The sequence below is a fragment of the Novosphingobium sp. 9 genome (assembly GCF_025340265.1).
Classification (GTDB): domain Bacteria; phylum Pseudomonadota; class Alphaproteobacteria; order Sphingomonadales; family Sphingomonadaceae; genus Novosphingobium.
Window position 1 is genome coordinate 169,353 of the sequence record NZ_CP022707.1, and the last position, 14,497, is coordinate 183,849.

General features: G+C 61.1%; 14 protein-coding genes. 8 read left to right on the forward strand and 6 right to left on the reverse strand.

All coding sequences use genetic code 11. From position 1 onward, the window contains the following. The first annotated feature begins 74 nt into the window (after nucleotides 1-74). Both CI805_RS00795 and CI805_RS00800 read left to right on the forward strand, forming a co-directional pair. Complete coding sequence (locus tag CI805_RS00795) at nucleotides 75-2,333, forward strand: S8 family peptidase (protein WP_260925121.1); 2,259 nt, start codon at nucleotides 75-77, stop codon at nucleotides 2,331-2,333. A gap of 309 nt (nucleotides 2,334-2,642) precedes the next feature. Beyond that, the gene (locus CI805_RS00800) at nucleotides 2,643-3,248 is read left to right on the forward strand and encodes a hypothetical protein (protein ID WP_260925123.1); all 606 of its coding nucleotides are present in this window, start codon (nucleotides 2,643-2,645) and stop codon (nucleotides 3,246-3,248) included. A 454-nt stretch (nucleotides 3,249-3,702) separates the two neighbouring features. Here the strand turns inward: CI805_RS00800 and CI805_RS00805 are convergent, their stop codons facing one another. Beyond that, nucleotides 3,703-4,830 (reverse strand): aromatic ring-hydroxylating dioxygenase subunit alpha, encoded by a 1,128-nt coding sequence (locus CI805_RS00805; protein ID WP_313958509.1) that lies wholly within the window; start codon nucleotides 4,828-4,830, stop codon nucleotides 3,703-3,705. Nucleotides 4,831-5,045: 215 nt separating this feature from the next. Here CI805_RS00805 and CI805_RS00810 point away from each other — a divergent pair, with 215 nt between their 5' ends. Beyond that, nucleotides 5,046-5,342 (forward strand): (2Fe-2S) ferredoxin domain-containing protein, encoded by a 297-nt coding sequence (locus CI805_RS00810; protein WP_260925125.1) that lies wholly within the window; start codon nucleotides 5,046-5,048, stop codon nucleotides 5,340-5,342. Between the two features lie 655 nt (nucleotides 5,343-5,997). Here the strand turns inward: CI805_RS00810 and nadB are convergent. Next, on the reverse strand, nucleotides 5,998-7,605 hold the full coding sequence (nadB, locus tag CI805_RS00815; RefSeq protein ID WP_260928015.1) for an L-aspartate oxidase: 1,608 nt from the start codon (nucleotides 7,603-7,605) through the stop codon (nucleotides 5,998-6,000). 617 nt (nucleotides 7,606-8,222) lie between these two features. Here nadB and CI805_RS00820 point away from each other — a divergent pair. Beyond that, a complete protein-coding gene (locus CI805_RS00820; RefSeq protein ID WP_260925127.1) occupies nucleotides 8,223-8,510 on the forward strand; it encodes a hypothetical protein in 288 nt (95 codons plus the stop codon). Between the two features lie 183 nt (nucleotides 8,511-8,693). Here CI805_RS00820 and CI805_RS00825 read toward each other — a convergent pair whose 3' ends face one another. From CI805_RS00825 to CI805_RS00835, 3 genes are all read right to left on the reverse strand, one after another. Further along, the gene (locus CI805_RS00825; protein ID WP_260925129.1) at nucleotides 8,694-9,638 is read right to left on the reverse strand and encodes an ABC transporter ATP-binding protein; all 945 of its coding nucleotides are present in this window, start codon (nucleotides 9,636-9,638) and stop codon (nucleotides 8,694-8,696) included. Between the two features lie 116 nt (nucleotides 9,639-9,754). Next, complete coding sequence (locus tag CI805_RS00830; RefSeq protein ID WP_260925131.1) at nucleotides 9,755-10,201, reverse strand: DUF2185 domain-containing protein; 447 nt, start codon at nucleotides 10,199-10,201, stop codon at nucleotides 9,755-9,757. 80 nt (nucleotides 10,202-10,281) lie between these two features. Continuing rightward, on the reverse strand, nucleotides 10,282-10,692 hold the full coding sequence (locus CI805_RS00835; RefSeq protein ID WP_409934914.1) for a winged helix-turn-helix transcriptional regulator: 411 nt from the start codon (nucleotides 10,690-10,692) through the stop codon (nucleotides 10,282-10,284). A 94-nt stretch (nucleotides 10,693-10,786) separates the two neighbouring features. Here CI805_RS00835 and CI805_RS00840 point away from each other — a divergent pair, with 94 nt between their 5' ends. From CI805_RS00840 to CI805_RS00855, 4 genes are all read left to right on the forward strand, one after another. Then, entirely contained in the window at nucleotides 10,787-11,356 is a 570-nt protein-coding gene (locus CI805_RS00840; protein ID WP_260925133.1) for an FMN-dependent NADH-azoreductase, read from the forward strand. Between the two features lie 125 nt (nucleotides 11,357-11,481). Continuing rightward, nucleotides 11,482-11,694, forward strand: a complete 213-nt coding sequence (locus tag CI805_RS00845) for a zinc-finger domain-containing protein (protein ID WP_260925135.1) — start codon at nucleotides 11,482-11,484, stop codon at nucleotides 11,692-11,694. Between the two features lie 235 nt (nucleotides 11,695-11,929). After that, nucleotides 11,930-13,348 (forward strand): metalloprotease TldD, encoded by a 1,419-nt coding sequence (gene tldD, locus CI805_RS00850; protein ID WP_260925143.1) that lies wholly within the window; start codon nucleotides 11,930-11,932, stop codon nucleotides 13,346-13,348. 106 nt (nucleotides 13,349-13,454) lie between these two features. Next, on the forward strand, nucleotides 13,455-13,880 hold the full coding sequence (locus CI805_RS00855) for a hypothetical protein (RefSeq protein WP_260925144.1): 426 nt from the start codon (nucleotides 13,455-13,457) through the stop codon (nucleotides 13,878-13,880). Between the two features lie 34 nt (nucleotides 13,881-13,914). On the opposite strand, the gene CI805_RS00860 is transcribed toward CI805_RS00855, so the two are convergent. Continuing rightward, complete coding sequence (locus tag CI805_RS00860) at nucleotides 13,915-14,334, reverse strand: hypothetical protein (RefSeq protein WP_260925146.1); 420 nt, start codon at nucleotides 14,332-14,334, stop codon at nucleotides 13,915-13,917. Nucleotides 14,335-14,497 lie beyond the last annotated feature (163 nt).

The window sequence follows — 14,497 nt, forward strand, 5'->3', positions numbered from 1 at the left end:
ACGCTCTTCCGAATTTTCGGGGCCAAGGCGAGCCGGGAATTTACCTCGAAATTGCCGGACGGCCAAATGAGCCGTTGAAGCGAGGAAGCCTTGATGCGAGCGGGCTTTCGCTCCTGAAATTTGAGTCTGGGTCCACCGAGACGGGGGACCGCGAGCTGGCCACGGTGTTCGCGACGCCCAAGGGTATTGCGAACCTTCGGCAGAAGGTGGAACAATTTGGTTCGGAAGACATGCCGGATCGGGAGAAGGACGGCGTCATCATTCCCGGGCGTCCCAAGAACGCGGACCTTGTCCAAAGCCTTGGAGCCATCACTGAGGCCGGACTTCGAGGCCTGTGGCGCAGTCCTGCGGCAGCTTTTCCGGCTGATGAAGGGGCGCAGTTCTGGGAAATTTGGCTCGATCCTGAGTGCGCCGCTGCATTTGTGGAAAAGGCACCGGCCTTCGGGGTGACCATCGGAGCCGAGCGATTGCTTTTTCCGGAAGACATCGTGGTCCTTGCGCAGGCCACCCGCGATGTCCTCGCGCTTCTGATCCGGCGCGCGCAGGGGACAAGGGCGCTGGCGGTCCCGGCGACCACCGCTGACTTCTTCGATGGCCTTCCGGTCCAGGAACAGACCGCGTGGGTGGGAGAGATGGCGAGGCGCACGCAGTACGACGTCGATCCCGATCCGGGCTTTGTGACCCTGCTCGATACCGGCGTCAGCCGGGCGCACCCGCTCCTGCAGCCGGCCCTCCACCCGGACGACCGGTTCGCGGCCAATTTTGCGTGGGGGGTCGAGGACGTGAAAGGTCACGGCACGCAGCTTGCAGGTCTCGCCCTGTTCGGTGACCTCACCTTTACGCTGCAGCAATCCGGACCGGTGACGGTCCGCAACCGACTGGAGTCGGTCAAGCTCTTGCCTGATGCGGGCGTGAACCCGCATCACCTGCTTGGCGCAGTCACGCGTCAGGCGGTTGACGCGGTCGAAGTCACTTGGCCGCGGCGGCGGACCTTCACGATGGCAACCACCACGGGCGAGGACAGTCCGCATGACGGAGCGCCGACATCGTGGTCGAGTGAGGTGGACCAGCTTTGCGCAGGCATCTCCGGCAATATCCCGCACAAGCGTCTGATCCTCGTTTCTGCGGGCAACACGGACAACTTCAAGTTTGGTGCGGGAGATTATCTCGCGACGTGCGATCACGCCGACAATGAGATCGAGTCTCCGGCGCAGGCCTGGAATGCGATCTGCGTGGGCGCTTATACCGAGAAGACGGCATTACCTGCGGCGGATAGCCTGTCGCATCTCGCACCGTTTGGGGACCTCTCGCCTGCCTCGCGGACTGCGTCGTGGACGTCGCAATGGCCGCTTAAGCCCGACATCGTGATGGAAGGGGGAAACTGGGCGGTTGCGAGTTCTCCGCCGCCGATGCGGCATGGCTGGCTATCGTTGCTGACGACGCATCACTTGTACCCGGAACGCTCGTTCCAGTTCACGTTCGATACGAGCGCGGCGACCGCTCTTGCGGCCAAGCAAATCACTGAGCTCTGGACGGATTATCCGGCTTTCTGGCCTGAGACGATCCGCGGCCTGTACGTTTCGTCGGCCCGCTGGACGCCGCAGATGCGCTCGCATTTGCCGCACTCACCTTCCAAGGGCAGCTACGCCCGTCTTTTCCAGCGCTACGGGTACGGGGTTCCCGACCTCGAACGGGCGCGTCGCAGCGCTTCCAATGCGCTTACGCTGGTGGTCGAAGATACGATCCGCCCCTATGGGTTTTCCGATAGTGGCAGCGACGTTCTCAACGAGATGAAGTTCTTTACCTTACCCTGGCCGGTGGAAGCGCTTCGCAAACTCAATGATGCCCAGATCAAGCTGCGGGTCGCTCTGAGTTCCTTCGTGGCGCCCAACCCATCGGAGAATGCGCGCGGCAACCGCTATCGCTATGCGTCGCACAATCTGCGCTTCAAGCTCAACCGCGCAGGGGAGAAGGCACTTCAGTTCAAGGCACGTATTAGCAAGCTTGCCGAACAGGTAAACGGCCCAACGACGAGCGAGGAGGACAACTGGACGTTTGGCAGCGACCGTCGGGATGTGGGTTCGCTCCATATCGACGAATTGACGGGTAAGGCGTCCGACCTTGCAAGGCGTAATCTGCTCGCCGTGCATCCCGTGACGGGATGGTGGAAGTCCAAGTCTTTCCTGAGGCAGTTCGCCGACGAAGTGATGCCGCAGGTGCGCTTTGCCCTCATCGTCGAGATCGACGCCGGAGAAATCGAAACCGACCTGTATGCCGAGGTAAAGTCGGCGATAGAGGCGATGACTGCGACGCGAAATGCTATCGAGAACTGAGGCTGGTGCACCAGCATCGTTGGCGGTTCACACGTGGCGATCGCAGGTCGCACATGTCATCGGGGCGAAGGCTGCGTGCAGGCCGGCGTAAATGCTCCCAGGCCCGCGTGTGCCTTGAGGAGCTGGTCCTGATCTGTCGATGGCATTTGGTTTGTCACGTATATGAGGCGACCCCGCGCAAAAAGATCAGCAAAGGCGAGGCTAGTTGAGGCCCTGCAACGCACGTGCGAGCGAAAGGTCGTCGACACATCGTCGACTTGGTTTACGATTGGATATAGCGGAATGGATCTTGGAAACGCCGCGACTTGGTTGGCGCCTCTCGTCGCATTGACGATCGGGACGGTCACCGCCCTGCTCACCGGTATCAACCTGGTAGTTGGCAAGGAGAACAAGGTCAGCGAATTCAGGCAGGACTGGATCAACGAACAGCGCAAGGACCTCGCCGCGGCGTTGGCCGCTGCACAGGCCTATCGCGGGTCCAAGGATGACAGGCGGGTGGAGCAGCTGCTTGCGTTCGACGCAGCACAGGTGCGCGTCGAGTTGCGTGAGAATCCGAATAAAGAGGAATGGACAGAGGTTAGAGCAGCTCTAGCCCAGCTCAGGAGCGATTTACTCGAGGGCACGCTCGACGACGCCAAGATCGCGCAGCATCGTGATGCCGTCTTACTGCATGGACGACTGCCGCTTAAGAATAACTGGACCGTCGTGAAGAATGGGGAAATTTGGTTTCGGGTGTTCAAGATTGCGTATGTGACGGTGATCACGATATTCATCCTCATTGCCGTTGGATGGATGATCACGGCGACGTTCCGGACGCGCACAATTCGCACCCACCAGATTCAGAAATCGCAGGGCAGCAGACCGGCGTTGTCGGCATCTTCGTCGCAGGCGCCGAAATTACCGGTCAGGAAATAGGCTGGCTGACGTTCGGCAGGTCCCGGCGAGCCTTGGATATCCAGAATCGGTAAGCTGCCGGTCCGCACCTGAGAGCGTAAAATTGGCGACTGAGCGGTTAGAATGCGGCGAACTTGTAGGCGGCAGTTGGGGACAAAGTGGCCGATCCAGCTGGGCGACTCGAACGTCAGGTTTTCCCAGAACTCGACGTTTGCTGGCGTAGCCTCTCGCATTCCTGAAGTAGCAGGTCTAGCCCTCACTTCACCTCGGCTGGGATCACCAGCCGACCCACACGTCGTTCACACTAGCAGTCACCGCAGTCGCGCTGGTATGAACGCGACACTTACAGGTCAGTTGGCGGAATGGCGCTTCAGCATCACCGGACCGACGCCTTTGCGGAAAGGCCGGTTTTGGAAGCGGATGAACCGGAGCAGACACCCGTCTTCTCGACTTGAAGTCAGTTCATGGCGTGATCCTAAAGCTTAACTGTATCGTTTCGGGCAGCGAAAGGAAGAGTTGGCACCTCTTCAATCGGCCAGTTGAAGTCGGTCAGGCGCCGTGCCGGGCACGCAATCGCCGTCGCCCTACGGCCACGAAACTCCCGGTCAAGACGGCTCTCATCAATCTTGTTGCCGACGGCTTCCCACATGCGGAGCCGCTTTCGAAAAGCGATCTGGAGGGCGTCAGATTTGACCGACACTTCATCCTGCCAATCATCTGGCACACTCTCAGGCTTCACATTCGTCAGCACAGCATGATCTTCGGTGAATATCCGCATGTTCCGCTTGATGCTGTCTCTATCGAACAGCCAATGCCGAAAGAAGCTGCGTCCCATCATCCAGATCGTCCGGGTTCGGTTGCGATCTACTGGGACATGAGCCGATGCGATGAACACTCTCCATCCCTTGCGCGGCTCAAGTTCCAGGAATGTACACGGTCCGGACAAATGAAACGAAGGACGCACAACGACAGCCGTGCGGTTTGCCCCTTTCTTCGACGATAGCCACGACCGGATCGGTCGATGCATGACCATCCGCGCGCTTCCCTCCCAATCATCAACTTTCACATCGAAGGCGTCAATGTCGGGATTGTCCGGGTCTCCGAAGCTTGTTCCATGGACGAACGGCGCATGCGCGAAATCAAGGCCATTTTCCATGACCCGATCCCAGCTCACGTCCCAGTCGAACCGGCCGCGCACCAAACGTATCGATGGATCGTCAACCCACGGCAGCTTTGGTATCGGTGGTCGCTCCGCGTCAGGCAGGTCGCCGAGAAATGCCCAGATCCAGCCATAGCGCTCGATGATCGGGTAAGAGTCGACACGCGCCTTGGCCGGTATGCGCAATTGAGGTTGGGCGGGAATGGCGACACACCGCCCATCAACGCCAAAGCGCAAGCCGTGATAGGGGCATTCCACGGAGTCATCAACGATACGCCCGCCCGACAGAGCACCGCCGCGATGCACGCAGGTGTCGGACAGCAACCGTGCTGCTCCGGACCTGTCCCGGAACGCAACAAAATCCTGTCCTAGCATGCGTACAGGACGAGGCGCGGCAGACACGTCACCGGATGCTGCGACGACAAACCAAGAGTTCTTAAGCATAACGACCGTTACGCTTATCGACGAGCATATGGGCTGGCAACATCAGGTCGTCGTGAGAAAGCTTGCAGCTTCGACGTCGCCCCAAGATGCGGCAGCGTTATAACCGAAAAGCGGCGCCTGCAGACCAGTTGAATTCGTCCATGTAGCCTAGCGTCAAAGAAGCACCTTCCTACATTGAGGAAATGGTCCGCTCCATATCCGCTAACACCCGAGACGTGGTACTCGTCTGCAGCAAATGCTCGAAGAAGCTTGGTGGAGGCTTTGGCAAGAAAGGTGACAAGCCGCTGGCGAAGGAACTGCGCAAGCTGGCTGGCACCAAAAACGGGCGCAAATCGAACTTGCTCGTTGTTGAAACACGCTGCCTGAAGGTTTGTCCGAAAGGTGCCGTTGCGGTCGTCGATGCGAAAGCGCCTGACAGGTGGCTCCTAATTCCTGCGCAGACTGACGTAGAGGCCGTTGCGGAAAGAATCGGCATTTTTCCTACCTCGGAAGTTCAAAAAATGCGCGAATGAGTCCGAAGTTTGGTAAAACCCTCACACAACGTCTTATTCAGTTAAAGCATTTGATATTTAAGGATATAATTCAACATTCACGACATGACTGGCCTTTAACGACTAAGGTTAAATTTTTTTGGAGACCTGAATGGGGCCTCGAGAATAAATTAGATCAAAAACATCTTTAATATCAAAGAGATAGAAATTAATTTCGAGTCCCGTAAGCGACTCGAACTGCCGCCACTGAAATCAAAGGAGAAATCGCTATGCAGGATGAGGATACCCACGAAAATCCGGGTGAGCCTCACGTAAGCGCACCACCTGCCTTAAAACACTTCCACAAGGACATCGGCGGTTTCCCAGCCAAAGCGGCTTTCTCCTTGGACGGCGCTTGGGTCAAGGTTGGGCGGGTTTCCAAGGCTGGTTAGCGCCCACTTAGTCACATCATGTCGAAACGAATTTGAGTGCGACGCAGGTTGCTCAAATTTGTCACCTGCCTCTTCCTGCCAACCTTACGCGACACCTGTTATCGGCCGCCGGCGGGCCACAGCCGTCACTTCAAGGCTCCCTGCTTCGACCGCACCTGCAGCGTGAAAATCTCGGTGAGAGCCGGCAACCGGGCGCACCTTGCACAAGTCCTCATAACCGCTGCACGCTCACGTTGCCGCCCATTCTACGGCACCAGTACGGTATCGAGCGGAGGGGCCGTCATCCCCGGATAATCCAGCGTATAGTGCAGGCCACGACTTTCATGGCGCTTCAAAGCCGAAGCCACGATCAGGTCAGCACTCTGCAAGAGATTGCGCAGTTCGATCAGGTCAGTCGAGACGCGGAAGTGCCGATAATATTCCTCGACCTCGCCGTTCAGCATCTGGATACGATGCATGGCGCGTTCCAGGCGTTTCGTCGTGCGCACGATGCCGACGTAATTCCACATGAAGCGGCGGATTTCGCCCCAGTTCTGCTTGATCACGACTTCCTCGTCCGAGTCCGTCACGCGGCTTTCATCCCATGGACGAACCGCCGGCGGCGCCTCGAACCTCGCCCAGTTATCGAGAATATGGGTTGCCACCGCATCGCCGAACACAAAGCATTCGAGCAGCGAGTTCGAAGCGAGGCGGTTCGCGCCATGAAGGCCGCTTTCCGTGCACTCGCCCGCCGCATAGAGCCCCGGCAGGTCGGTACGCCCGTCGAGATCGACCAGCACGCCACCGCAGGTGTAGTGCTGCGCGGGAACGACGGGGATCGGCTCCTTCGTCATATCGATGCCCAGCCCCAGCAACTTCTCATGGATGTTCGGGAAATGCTCTTTCACAAATTCCGGCGGCTGATGGCTGATGTCGAGGTGAACGTAATCGAGGCCGTAGCGCTTGATCTGGTCGTCGATGGCGCGCGCAACCACGTCGCGTGGCGCCAGCTCGGCGCGCTCGTCATAGTCGGGCATGAAGCGGTGGCCCGTGATGGGGTGCTTCAGGTGCCCGCCCTCGCCGCGAACAGCTTCGGTTATAAGGAAATTCTTGACCTCAAGGCTGTAAAGGCAGGTCGGGTGAAACTGCATCATCTCCATGTTGGAGACCCGCGCACCCGCCCGCCAGGCCATGGCGATGCCGTCACCGGTGGCGCCGCGCGGCGCCGTGGAAAACTGATAGACGCGGCCCGCCCCGCCGGTGGCGAGCACCGTGGCACGCGCGACATGGGCCTCGACCCGGCCGCTTTCCTCATCGAGGGCGTAGACACCCCAGACCCGGCCCGAGCCCGAATAGCGTTGTTCATGGCGCCCGGTGATGAGATCGATGCACGAACGACCGGGCAGCAGCGTGATATTGGGGTGCGCCTCGGCCGCGCGCAGCAGTGCCTGCTGCACGGCCCAGCCGGTCGCATCCGCGACATGGACGATCCGGCGATGGGAATGGCCGCCCTCGCGCGTAAGATGCAGCGAATTGCCATCCGCATTGAAAGGCACGCCCAGTTCGACAAGGCGCTCGATCGCGCGCGGGGCCCGTTCGATCACGAATTCCACCGTCTCACGCCGGTTAAGTCCGGCACCGGCGACCATCGTGTCCTCGATATGGTCCTCGAACGTGTCCCCGGCATCGAGGACCGCTGCGATCCCACCCTGCGCCCAGGCTGTTGACCCTCCGGTGAGGCTGCCCTTGGCCAGCACCAACACCCGACAGGTCTGCGCCAGCGCCAGCGCGGCGGTGAGGCCGGCCGCACCGGAGCCGATCACGATCACATCCCACGCCTGCGATGGCGCCACATCGCCCTGCCCGACAGCCATGGGACCGACCTGGTCTTCGAGGTGCATTTCTTCGAACCTTTCCCGCGATATTTACGATCCGCCGGACAGGTCGCCGTGCGCCCCCCGTCAGGGCGTTACTCCGTAGGTAGGTGCAGCCCCGGCAACAAGTCGATTTCGTGCAAGTGCGGAACCGCCAATTGCGCAAGCCCCAAAATAACATCCGATATGGCCAAAAATGCCCCAGAGCGGGACTGGCGGAAAATTTTTGTTTTTCTTTTCGCGTCTGCGCAATTGGTAGAAACACCAAAAATGTCGCAATTATCCTATCTTTTTAGGAAGTAATGCCGCACCTGCGAACAAGCACTTGTACAAGTATGTAATTTATGTTCAAAATGAACCCAACGAAACGAATCGCACGCGAACAGAGGTTCGCAAGGCTGGGGGGCCTGTCGATTCGTTTTCTTACCGTACCGGGGCGGACTATCTAGGTTGGATTTGAATTGTGAAGGATGAAAATGCCACGATCCCAGCGGGATACGGTGGTATTGGGCGTGCTTGACCAAGGCGTCATTGCGCGAACTTCGGCCTGAGCGCACCATCTAATGCCGCAAGTATTGATTTGAAACGCTTTTGCGCTTCGAGATGAGGATACGATTATGACAGCTATACGGTCTGCGACCGATTTCCGTCACTCCGACCTGACGCTCTCGAACCAGAGCGACATGCCGGGGCCGCCGTCGGCCACTCAGATACTCGCCAGCCTCGGCACCGAAGATGACCCGAAGGGGCTGCTGCCACTACCGCGCATGTGCCTTTTCAACCGCCACAAACCGCGCAGCAAGGACGTCGTCTGGGACGGCACGCACTATGTCGGCGAATGCCAACGATGCGGCAGCGCGATCAGGCGCGTGCGCCACCAGATGTGGCTGCGCGACTGGCGATAGCATTAGAGTGATTTTCGATCCGGCTGCACCGGATCGATCGCTCTAAGCTTCTGGTTTGTCACATTTTCTGAGCCAACAGGCGATTCTGCCTGATGGGAAAATGCTCTGAACTGCCGCGCTCAACCTGCATAAAGGGCGCGGAGAAACACCACGCCCCTCATGCACCAATAATTGTCCTGCCGATCAGGCGGCGGCCACCTCGCTGGTAAGCGAGACGAACACGTCTTCCAGATCCGCCTCGCGCGTCGTCACGTCGACGACCGTGAAGCCCTGCGCCTGCACCGCCGAAAGGATTTCGCCCGCATTGCTGCGATCCTTATCGTAGGTAATCCGCAGACCCCGCTCCCCTTCCGCCTCGCACTTGAGGAAACCGGGATGGCTGGGCAGTTGCGTCACATCGCGGTCGAGCGTCAGGACGAGGATCTTCTCGCGCGCCATGCCCACCAGCTCGCGCGTCGGCTTGTTGGCGATCAGTTCACCGTGGTTGATGATGGCGATGCGATCGCACAGCTCCTCGGCCTCTTCGAGATAGTGCGTGGTCAGCACGATCGTCGCGCCTTCGCGGTTCAGCTCGGACACAAGCTCCCACAGCTGGCGACGCAGCTCCACATCGACACCGGCGGTCGGCTCGTCGAGCACCAGCACCGGCGGCTGATGGACCAGCGCCTTGGCGATCAGCAGGCGACGCTTCATGCCGCCCGACAGCGTGCGCGCATAGGCATCGCGCTTGTCGGCCAGATGCACCGCGCGCAGCAGGTCTTCGGAGCGGCGCAGCGCCTTGGCGATGCCGTAGAACCCGGCCTGGTTCTCCAGCACCTCGAACGGGGTGAAAAACGGGTCGAACACGATCTCCTGCGGGACGATGCCGATCGAGCGCTTGGCGTTGCGCTGGTCGCGATCGATATCGAAACCCCAGATATCGATGCTGCCCGAAGTCTTGCGGACCAGCCCGGCCATGATGTTGATCAGCGTGGACTTGCCCGCGCCGTTCGGCCCCAGCAGGCCGAAGATGCCGCCTTCGGGCACATCGAACGAGACCCCCTTCAGCGCCAGCTTGCCCTCGCCGGTTCCGGCAGGGGCATAGCGCTTGACGAGGTCACGGATGGCGATCGCGGGGGAGCTGGTCATGCGCTGCCTTTAGCGGCTCCGTTGCGGGCGCGTAAAGGCAATATGCCCGGGCGGTACGGACAAATTTGCCGTCCGCCGAATGGCTGTCTGGGGTGGGTAGCGGTTGTTCAAGCGCCTTAATCAGAGGGCGCCCCGAGGGGGTCACGCACCAGTCCATTCTTTTCGCGAATAAATGCAGAGCCGACCGGAGCGTCTAGAAGCGGGATAATCTCTGGATCGTAGTTTGCGATTGTATTTACATCATAAATCGCGTGCTTACCCGGATTAGCCATGTATTCGTCGGATTCGTCACCGGCTAGAAACGCCCACCCACTATCCTGCTGATCGTGAGACTTGAGACGGTACATATAACCTACCGCCCGACCATCTACAGTAATTCTGTCGCTTGCAATTGCGCCGCCACGTCCCAATGCCAACGGGCGGATTTGTTCGGCAGCTAGCTTGAATTGCTTTTGCATCGGCTGAGGTTCGCTTTCTGATTTGGCAGATGTGCAAGCAGTACAAATCGCTAAGGCCGTTCCAACTGTTAAGCATAGAGAAAATTTTGCGCTGGATGTTCTCATTGACCTGACATTTCAAAAATCAGGAGCGTCCGCAATGGGGCACCAGTGAACCATCCAGATTAGTCTACGCGGCCCCGCCTCTACTCCTGCGCATCATAGCGGGCGCGCGCCTGTTCGATCACCGGGCGATGCGCGAAGGCCCAGGCGCCGAGCAACCGCACCGGCTCAGCCAGCGAATGCCCCAGCGGGCTCAGCGCATAGTCGACCTGCACCGGGACCGTGGCATGCACGGTACGCTCCACCAGCCCGTCACGCTCCAGCGCGCGCAGCGTGCGCGAGAGCATCTGCTGCGAAATGCCGCCGATCTCGCGCTTCAGCGCGTTGAAGCGCAAGGCCCCGTCCAGCAGGCGCATCACCACCATCATCGACCATTTGTCACCCACGCGAGCGAGGATGTCGCCGATCGCCGGGCAATAGCGATGATCCGCGCTGGCCTTGGCATGGTCGAGCGCGGCAACGGCATCGTCGAAATCGTGGGTGGTCATATTCATGTGACCTGGTCCTTAAAATATGCGTTCTTGGCCAACCGATGCGAACAGCATACCTAGACCCGGTCACAAATCCAGACCGAGGATACCCTCCCAGATGAAACTGCTCCACATCGATTCCAGCATCACCGGCGAACATTCCGTCAGCCGCACGGTATCAAAGGCCATCGTCGAGGCTCTGACCGCAGGCGACGCCTCGGTCGAAGTCTCGACGCTCGACCTTGCCGCCAACCCGCTGCCGCACCTGACGCTCGACGTGCTGGGCAACCCGGACGGTTCGGACGAGCTCAACCAGTTCCTCGCCAGCGACGTGATCGTGATCGGCGCGGGCCTCTACAACTTCACGATCCCCAGCCAGCTCAAGGCCTGGATCGACCGCATTCTGGTGGCCGGCAAGACCTTCCAGTACACCGCCGAAGGCCCGGTCGGCCTAGCCGGTGACAAGAAGGTGTTCGTCGCGCTCGCTCGCGGCGGCTTCTACGGCGAAGGCCAGCCCGCCGCCGCTTTCGAGCATGGCGAGACCTACCTGCGCGCCGCGCTCGGCTTCATCGGCATTACCAACCCGACCTTCGTTCTGGCCGAAGGCATCGCCATCGACCAGGCGACCCGCGAGGCTGCCGTCGCCAAGGCCCTGGAAGAGGCCAAGGCCCTGACCGTCGCCGCCTGATCGGCATCCATGCGCTCCTGCACGTCGGCTCACCCCTTGGGGATGACCGGCGTGCGGGACACGCATTGCGACCTGCGAAAAACCACACTGGCCTTCACGCCGCAGCCTTGGTAATCGCCGGAGCCATGAGCACGCAGCCCGAAACCGTATACGTCGAGTCGCACCGCGTCAGCTGCGACGGCGCCAGCGACATCCGCAGCAACGGCCAGTACAAGCCCGCCGCCCTCGGCCACCCGCGCGTGTGGCTGGAGATCGACGAAAAGGGCTATGTCGAATGCGGCTACTGCGATCGCCGCTTCGTGCTGAAGGGCGGCCCGGCAGACCAACAGGCCGCGTAAGAGCCCGTTTGAAAATGCGCCTGACGGCGCATCGCGGCACCGGCCCACGCCCCCACCCTGCCACCCGCAGGATACTACCGTTGGGTGGCAGGGTGGGGGCGTGGGCCGGTGCCGCCTCTGAAATCGCTCTTTCGCGATTTCTCAAACGGACTCTAAGCCCTGCTGCGGTCCGGCCTCAATTGAGCCGCTTTCCCGATCTTCCCCTTGGCGGCAGGCGGGCCTATATCCTGCCGACATGACCTATTCCGATCCCCGCTCGCTGCTCTATCGCCACCTCTCGCCCGAAGAGGCATCGGCGCTGGCGGCGCAGACGCTCTCGGCCTGCGAGGATGGCGAGCTGTACCTCCAGTTCGTCGCCACCGAGGCTTTCGGCTTCGATGACGGTCGCCTGAAGACCGCCGACTATTCGCGCGATGCAGGGTTCGGCCTGCGCGGCGTATCGGGCGAGATGACCGGGTTTGCCCACGCCAACGAGATTTCGCCTGCCGCCATCCGCCGCGCGGGCGAGACCCTGCGGCTGCTCGATCCCGCTACCGCGCTGCGCGCCGCGCCGCCGCCGGGCAACAACCGCCACCTCTACACCGATGCCTCACCGCTCGATCTGGTGCCTTTCGCGAAGAAGGTCGCGCTGCTGGAAAGCATCGATGCCGCCGCCCGCGCCCGCGATCCGCGCGTGGCGCAGGTCAGCGCCAGCCTTGTCGGCTCGTGGTCGGTAGTGGAGATCGTTCGGCCCGATGGCTTCATCGGCACCGACGTGCGCCCGCTGGTGCGCCTGAACGTCAACATCGTCGCCGAAAGCAACGGGCGCCGCGAAACCGGCAGCTACGGCATGGGCGGACGTTACCTCTACGACACCCTGTTCGAGCCCGAGAGCTGGAACCACGCCATCGACGTAGCGCTGGGACAGGCGCTGACCAATCTTGAAAGCGTCGATGCCCCGGCGGGCGAGATGACCGTGCTGCTCGGCCCCGGCTGGCCCGGCGTGATCCTGCACGAAGCGGTCGGCCACGGGCTTGAGGGCGATTTCAACCGCAAGGGCACGTCGGCCTTCTCCGGCCGCATCGGCGAGCGTGTCGCTGCCCCCGGCGTCACCGTGGTCGACGATGGCAGCATCGAGAACCGTCGCGGCTCGCTCTCCATCGACGATGAAGGCACGCCCACGCAGGAAACCGTGCTGATCGAGGACGGCATCCTCAAGGGCTACATGCAGGACCGCCTCAACGCGCGCCTGATGGGGACCAAGGCCACCGGCAACGGCCGCCGCGAAAGCTATGCGCATGCCCCGATGCCGCGCATGACCAACACCTTCATGCGCGCCGGGAACGACGATCCGGCAGAGCTGCTCTCGCGCCTGAACAACGGCATCTATGTGAAGTCGATGGGCGGCGGTCAGGTCGATATCGTCTCGGGCAAGTTCGTGTTCTCGTGCAACGAGGCCTACAAGGTCGAGAACGGGCGCATCGGCGCGCCGATCAAGGGGGCGACGCTGATCGGCGACGGCCCCAGCGTGCTGACCCGCGTGAAGGGGATCGGCAACGACCTCGAACTCGATCGCGGCGTCGGCGTGTGCGGCAAAGCCGGGCAGAGCGTGCCCGCCGGTGTCGGCCAGCCCACCCTGCTGATCGAGGGCATCACCGTGGGCGGGACAGCCTGACCGGGGCCTGATGCGGCTCGTTTCACCGCGCATGTGGAACCGCTGGCGCTCAGCATGTGTTCACCGGGCGGCGGATAGGGTGCCTTCAGAACAAGGAGAATCGCTGATGAGACGTATTGCGATCACCGCTCTTTCCGCCACGGCCCTGATTGCCGCCGCGGCCGGGATCACCCTTTCGACCGCAGCTTTCGCGGCCAAGCCCAAGCTGTCGCCGGATGAGCAGATCGCCAAGATCGTCGGCAAGCGCGTGCCCGGCAAGCCGGTGAACTGCATCAACCTGCCGCAGATCGACAGCACCCAGATCGTCGACAAGACCGCGATCGTCTACAAGGATGGGTCGACCTACTACGTGAACCGGCCGCATAACGCGGACACGCTGCGCGAAGACGATATTCTCGTCACCAAGACCTTCTCCAGCCAGCTCTGCCGCCTCGACACCGTGCAGCTGCATGACCGGGCAACGCCCTCGATGTGGCGTGGCTTCGTCTCGCTGAACGATTTCGTCCCCTACCGCCTGCCGCCCAAGAAATAAGCGGCAGGGCGCCAGTCCACCTGCCGGTGCTCCTTCATTGCAGCCGGTAGGTGGAGACGACCGCCAGCGTATGCAGCGGCACGGTCAGCGCCATCATGATCCGCGTGGAGCAGATGGCGCAGTCCAGCGCCGAGCCGATCTCTCCGGTGCAGGCCAGGCACACCTTGCGGGAAAAGCGCCCGTCGATAAGGTCGAGCAGGAGATGCTCGTCCTCGGAAATGACCAGCCCCTCGCCCGCGCGCACCGGCCTGCCAAGGCCGATCTCATACAGGCGCATCAGGCTGTCCAGCACCGGGGTCAGCATCGTGCAGTCGTGACTGTCGAGCACGCGCCACAGACGCGGCTGCGCCGACATCCCCGCCTCGCGCGCCTCGCTCCAGCATCGGATCGCCTCGACCAGCATGGTGGACGGTGCGGCAGTCTGATGAACGGGCGGCGTGAAGTGGCGTGTCATTGTCGATCCTTTTCCGGGCTATCCCTCATAAGCGTCGATGCTGTTATTGCTATTACTTCTCATTACCATAAATGAGCGTCAATGTGCAAGGCCCGATCTGCCCATTCCTGACGCATTCGCCACGCCGGATGTCACAACGCGCAAAAGCACAAAGGGCACTCAC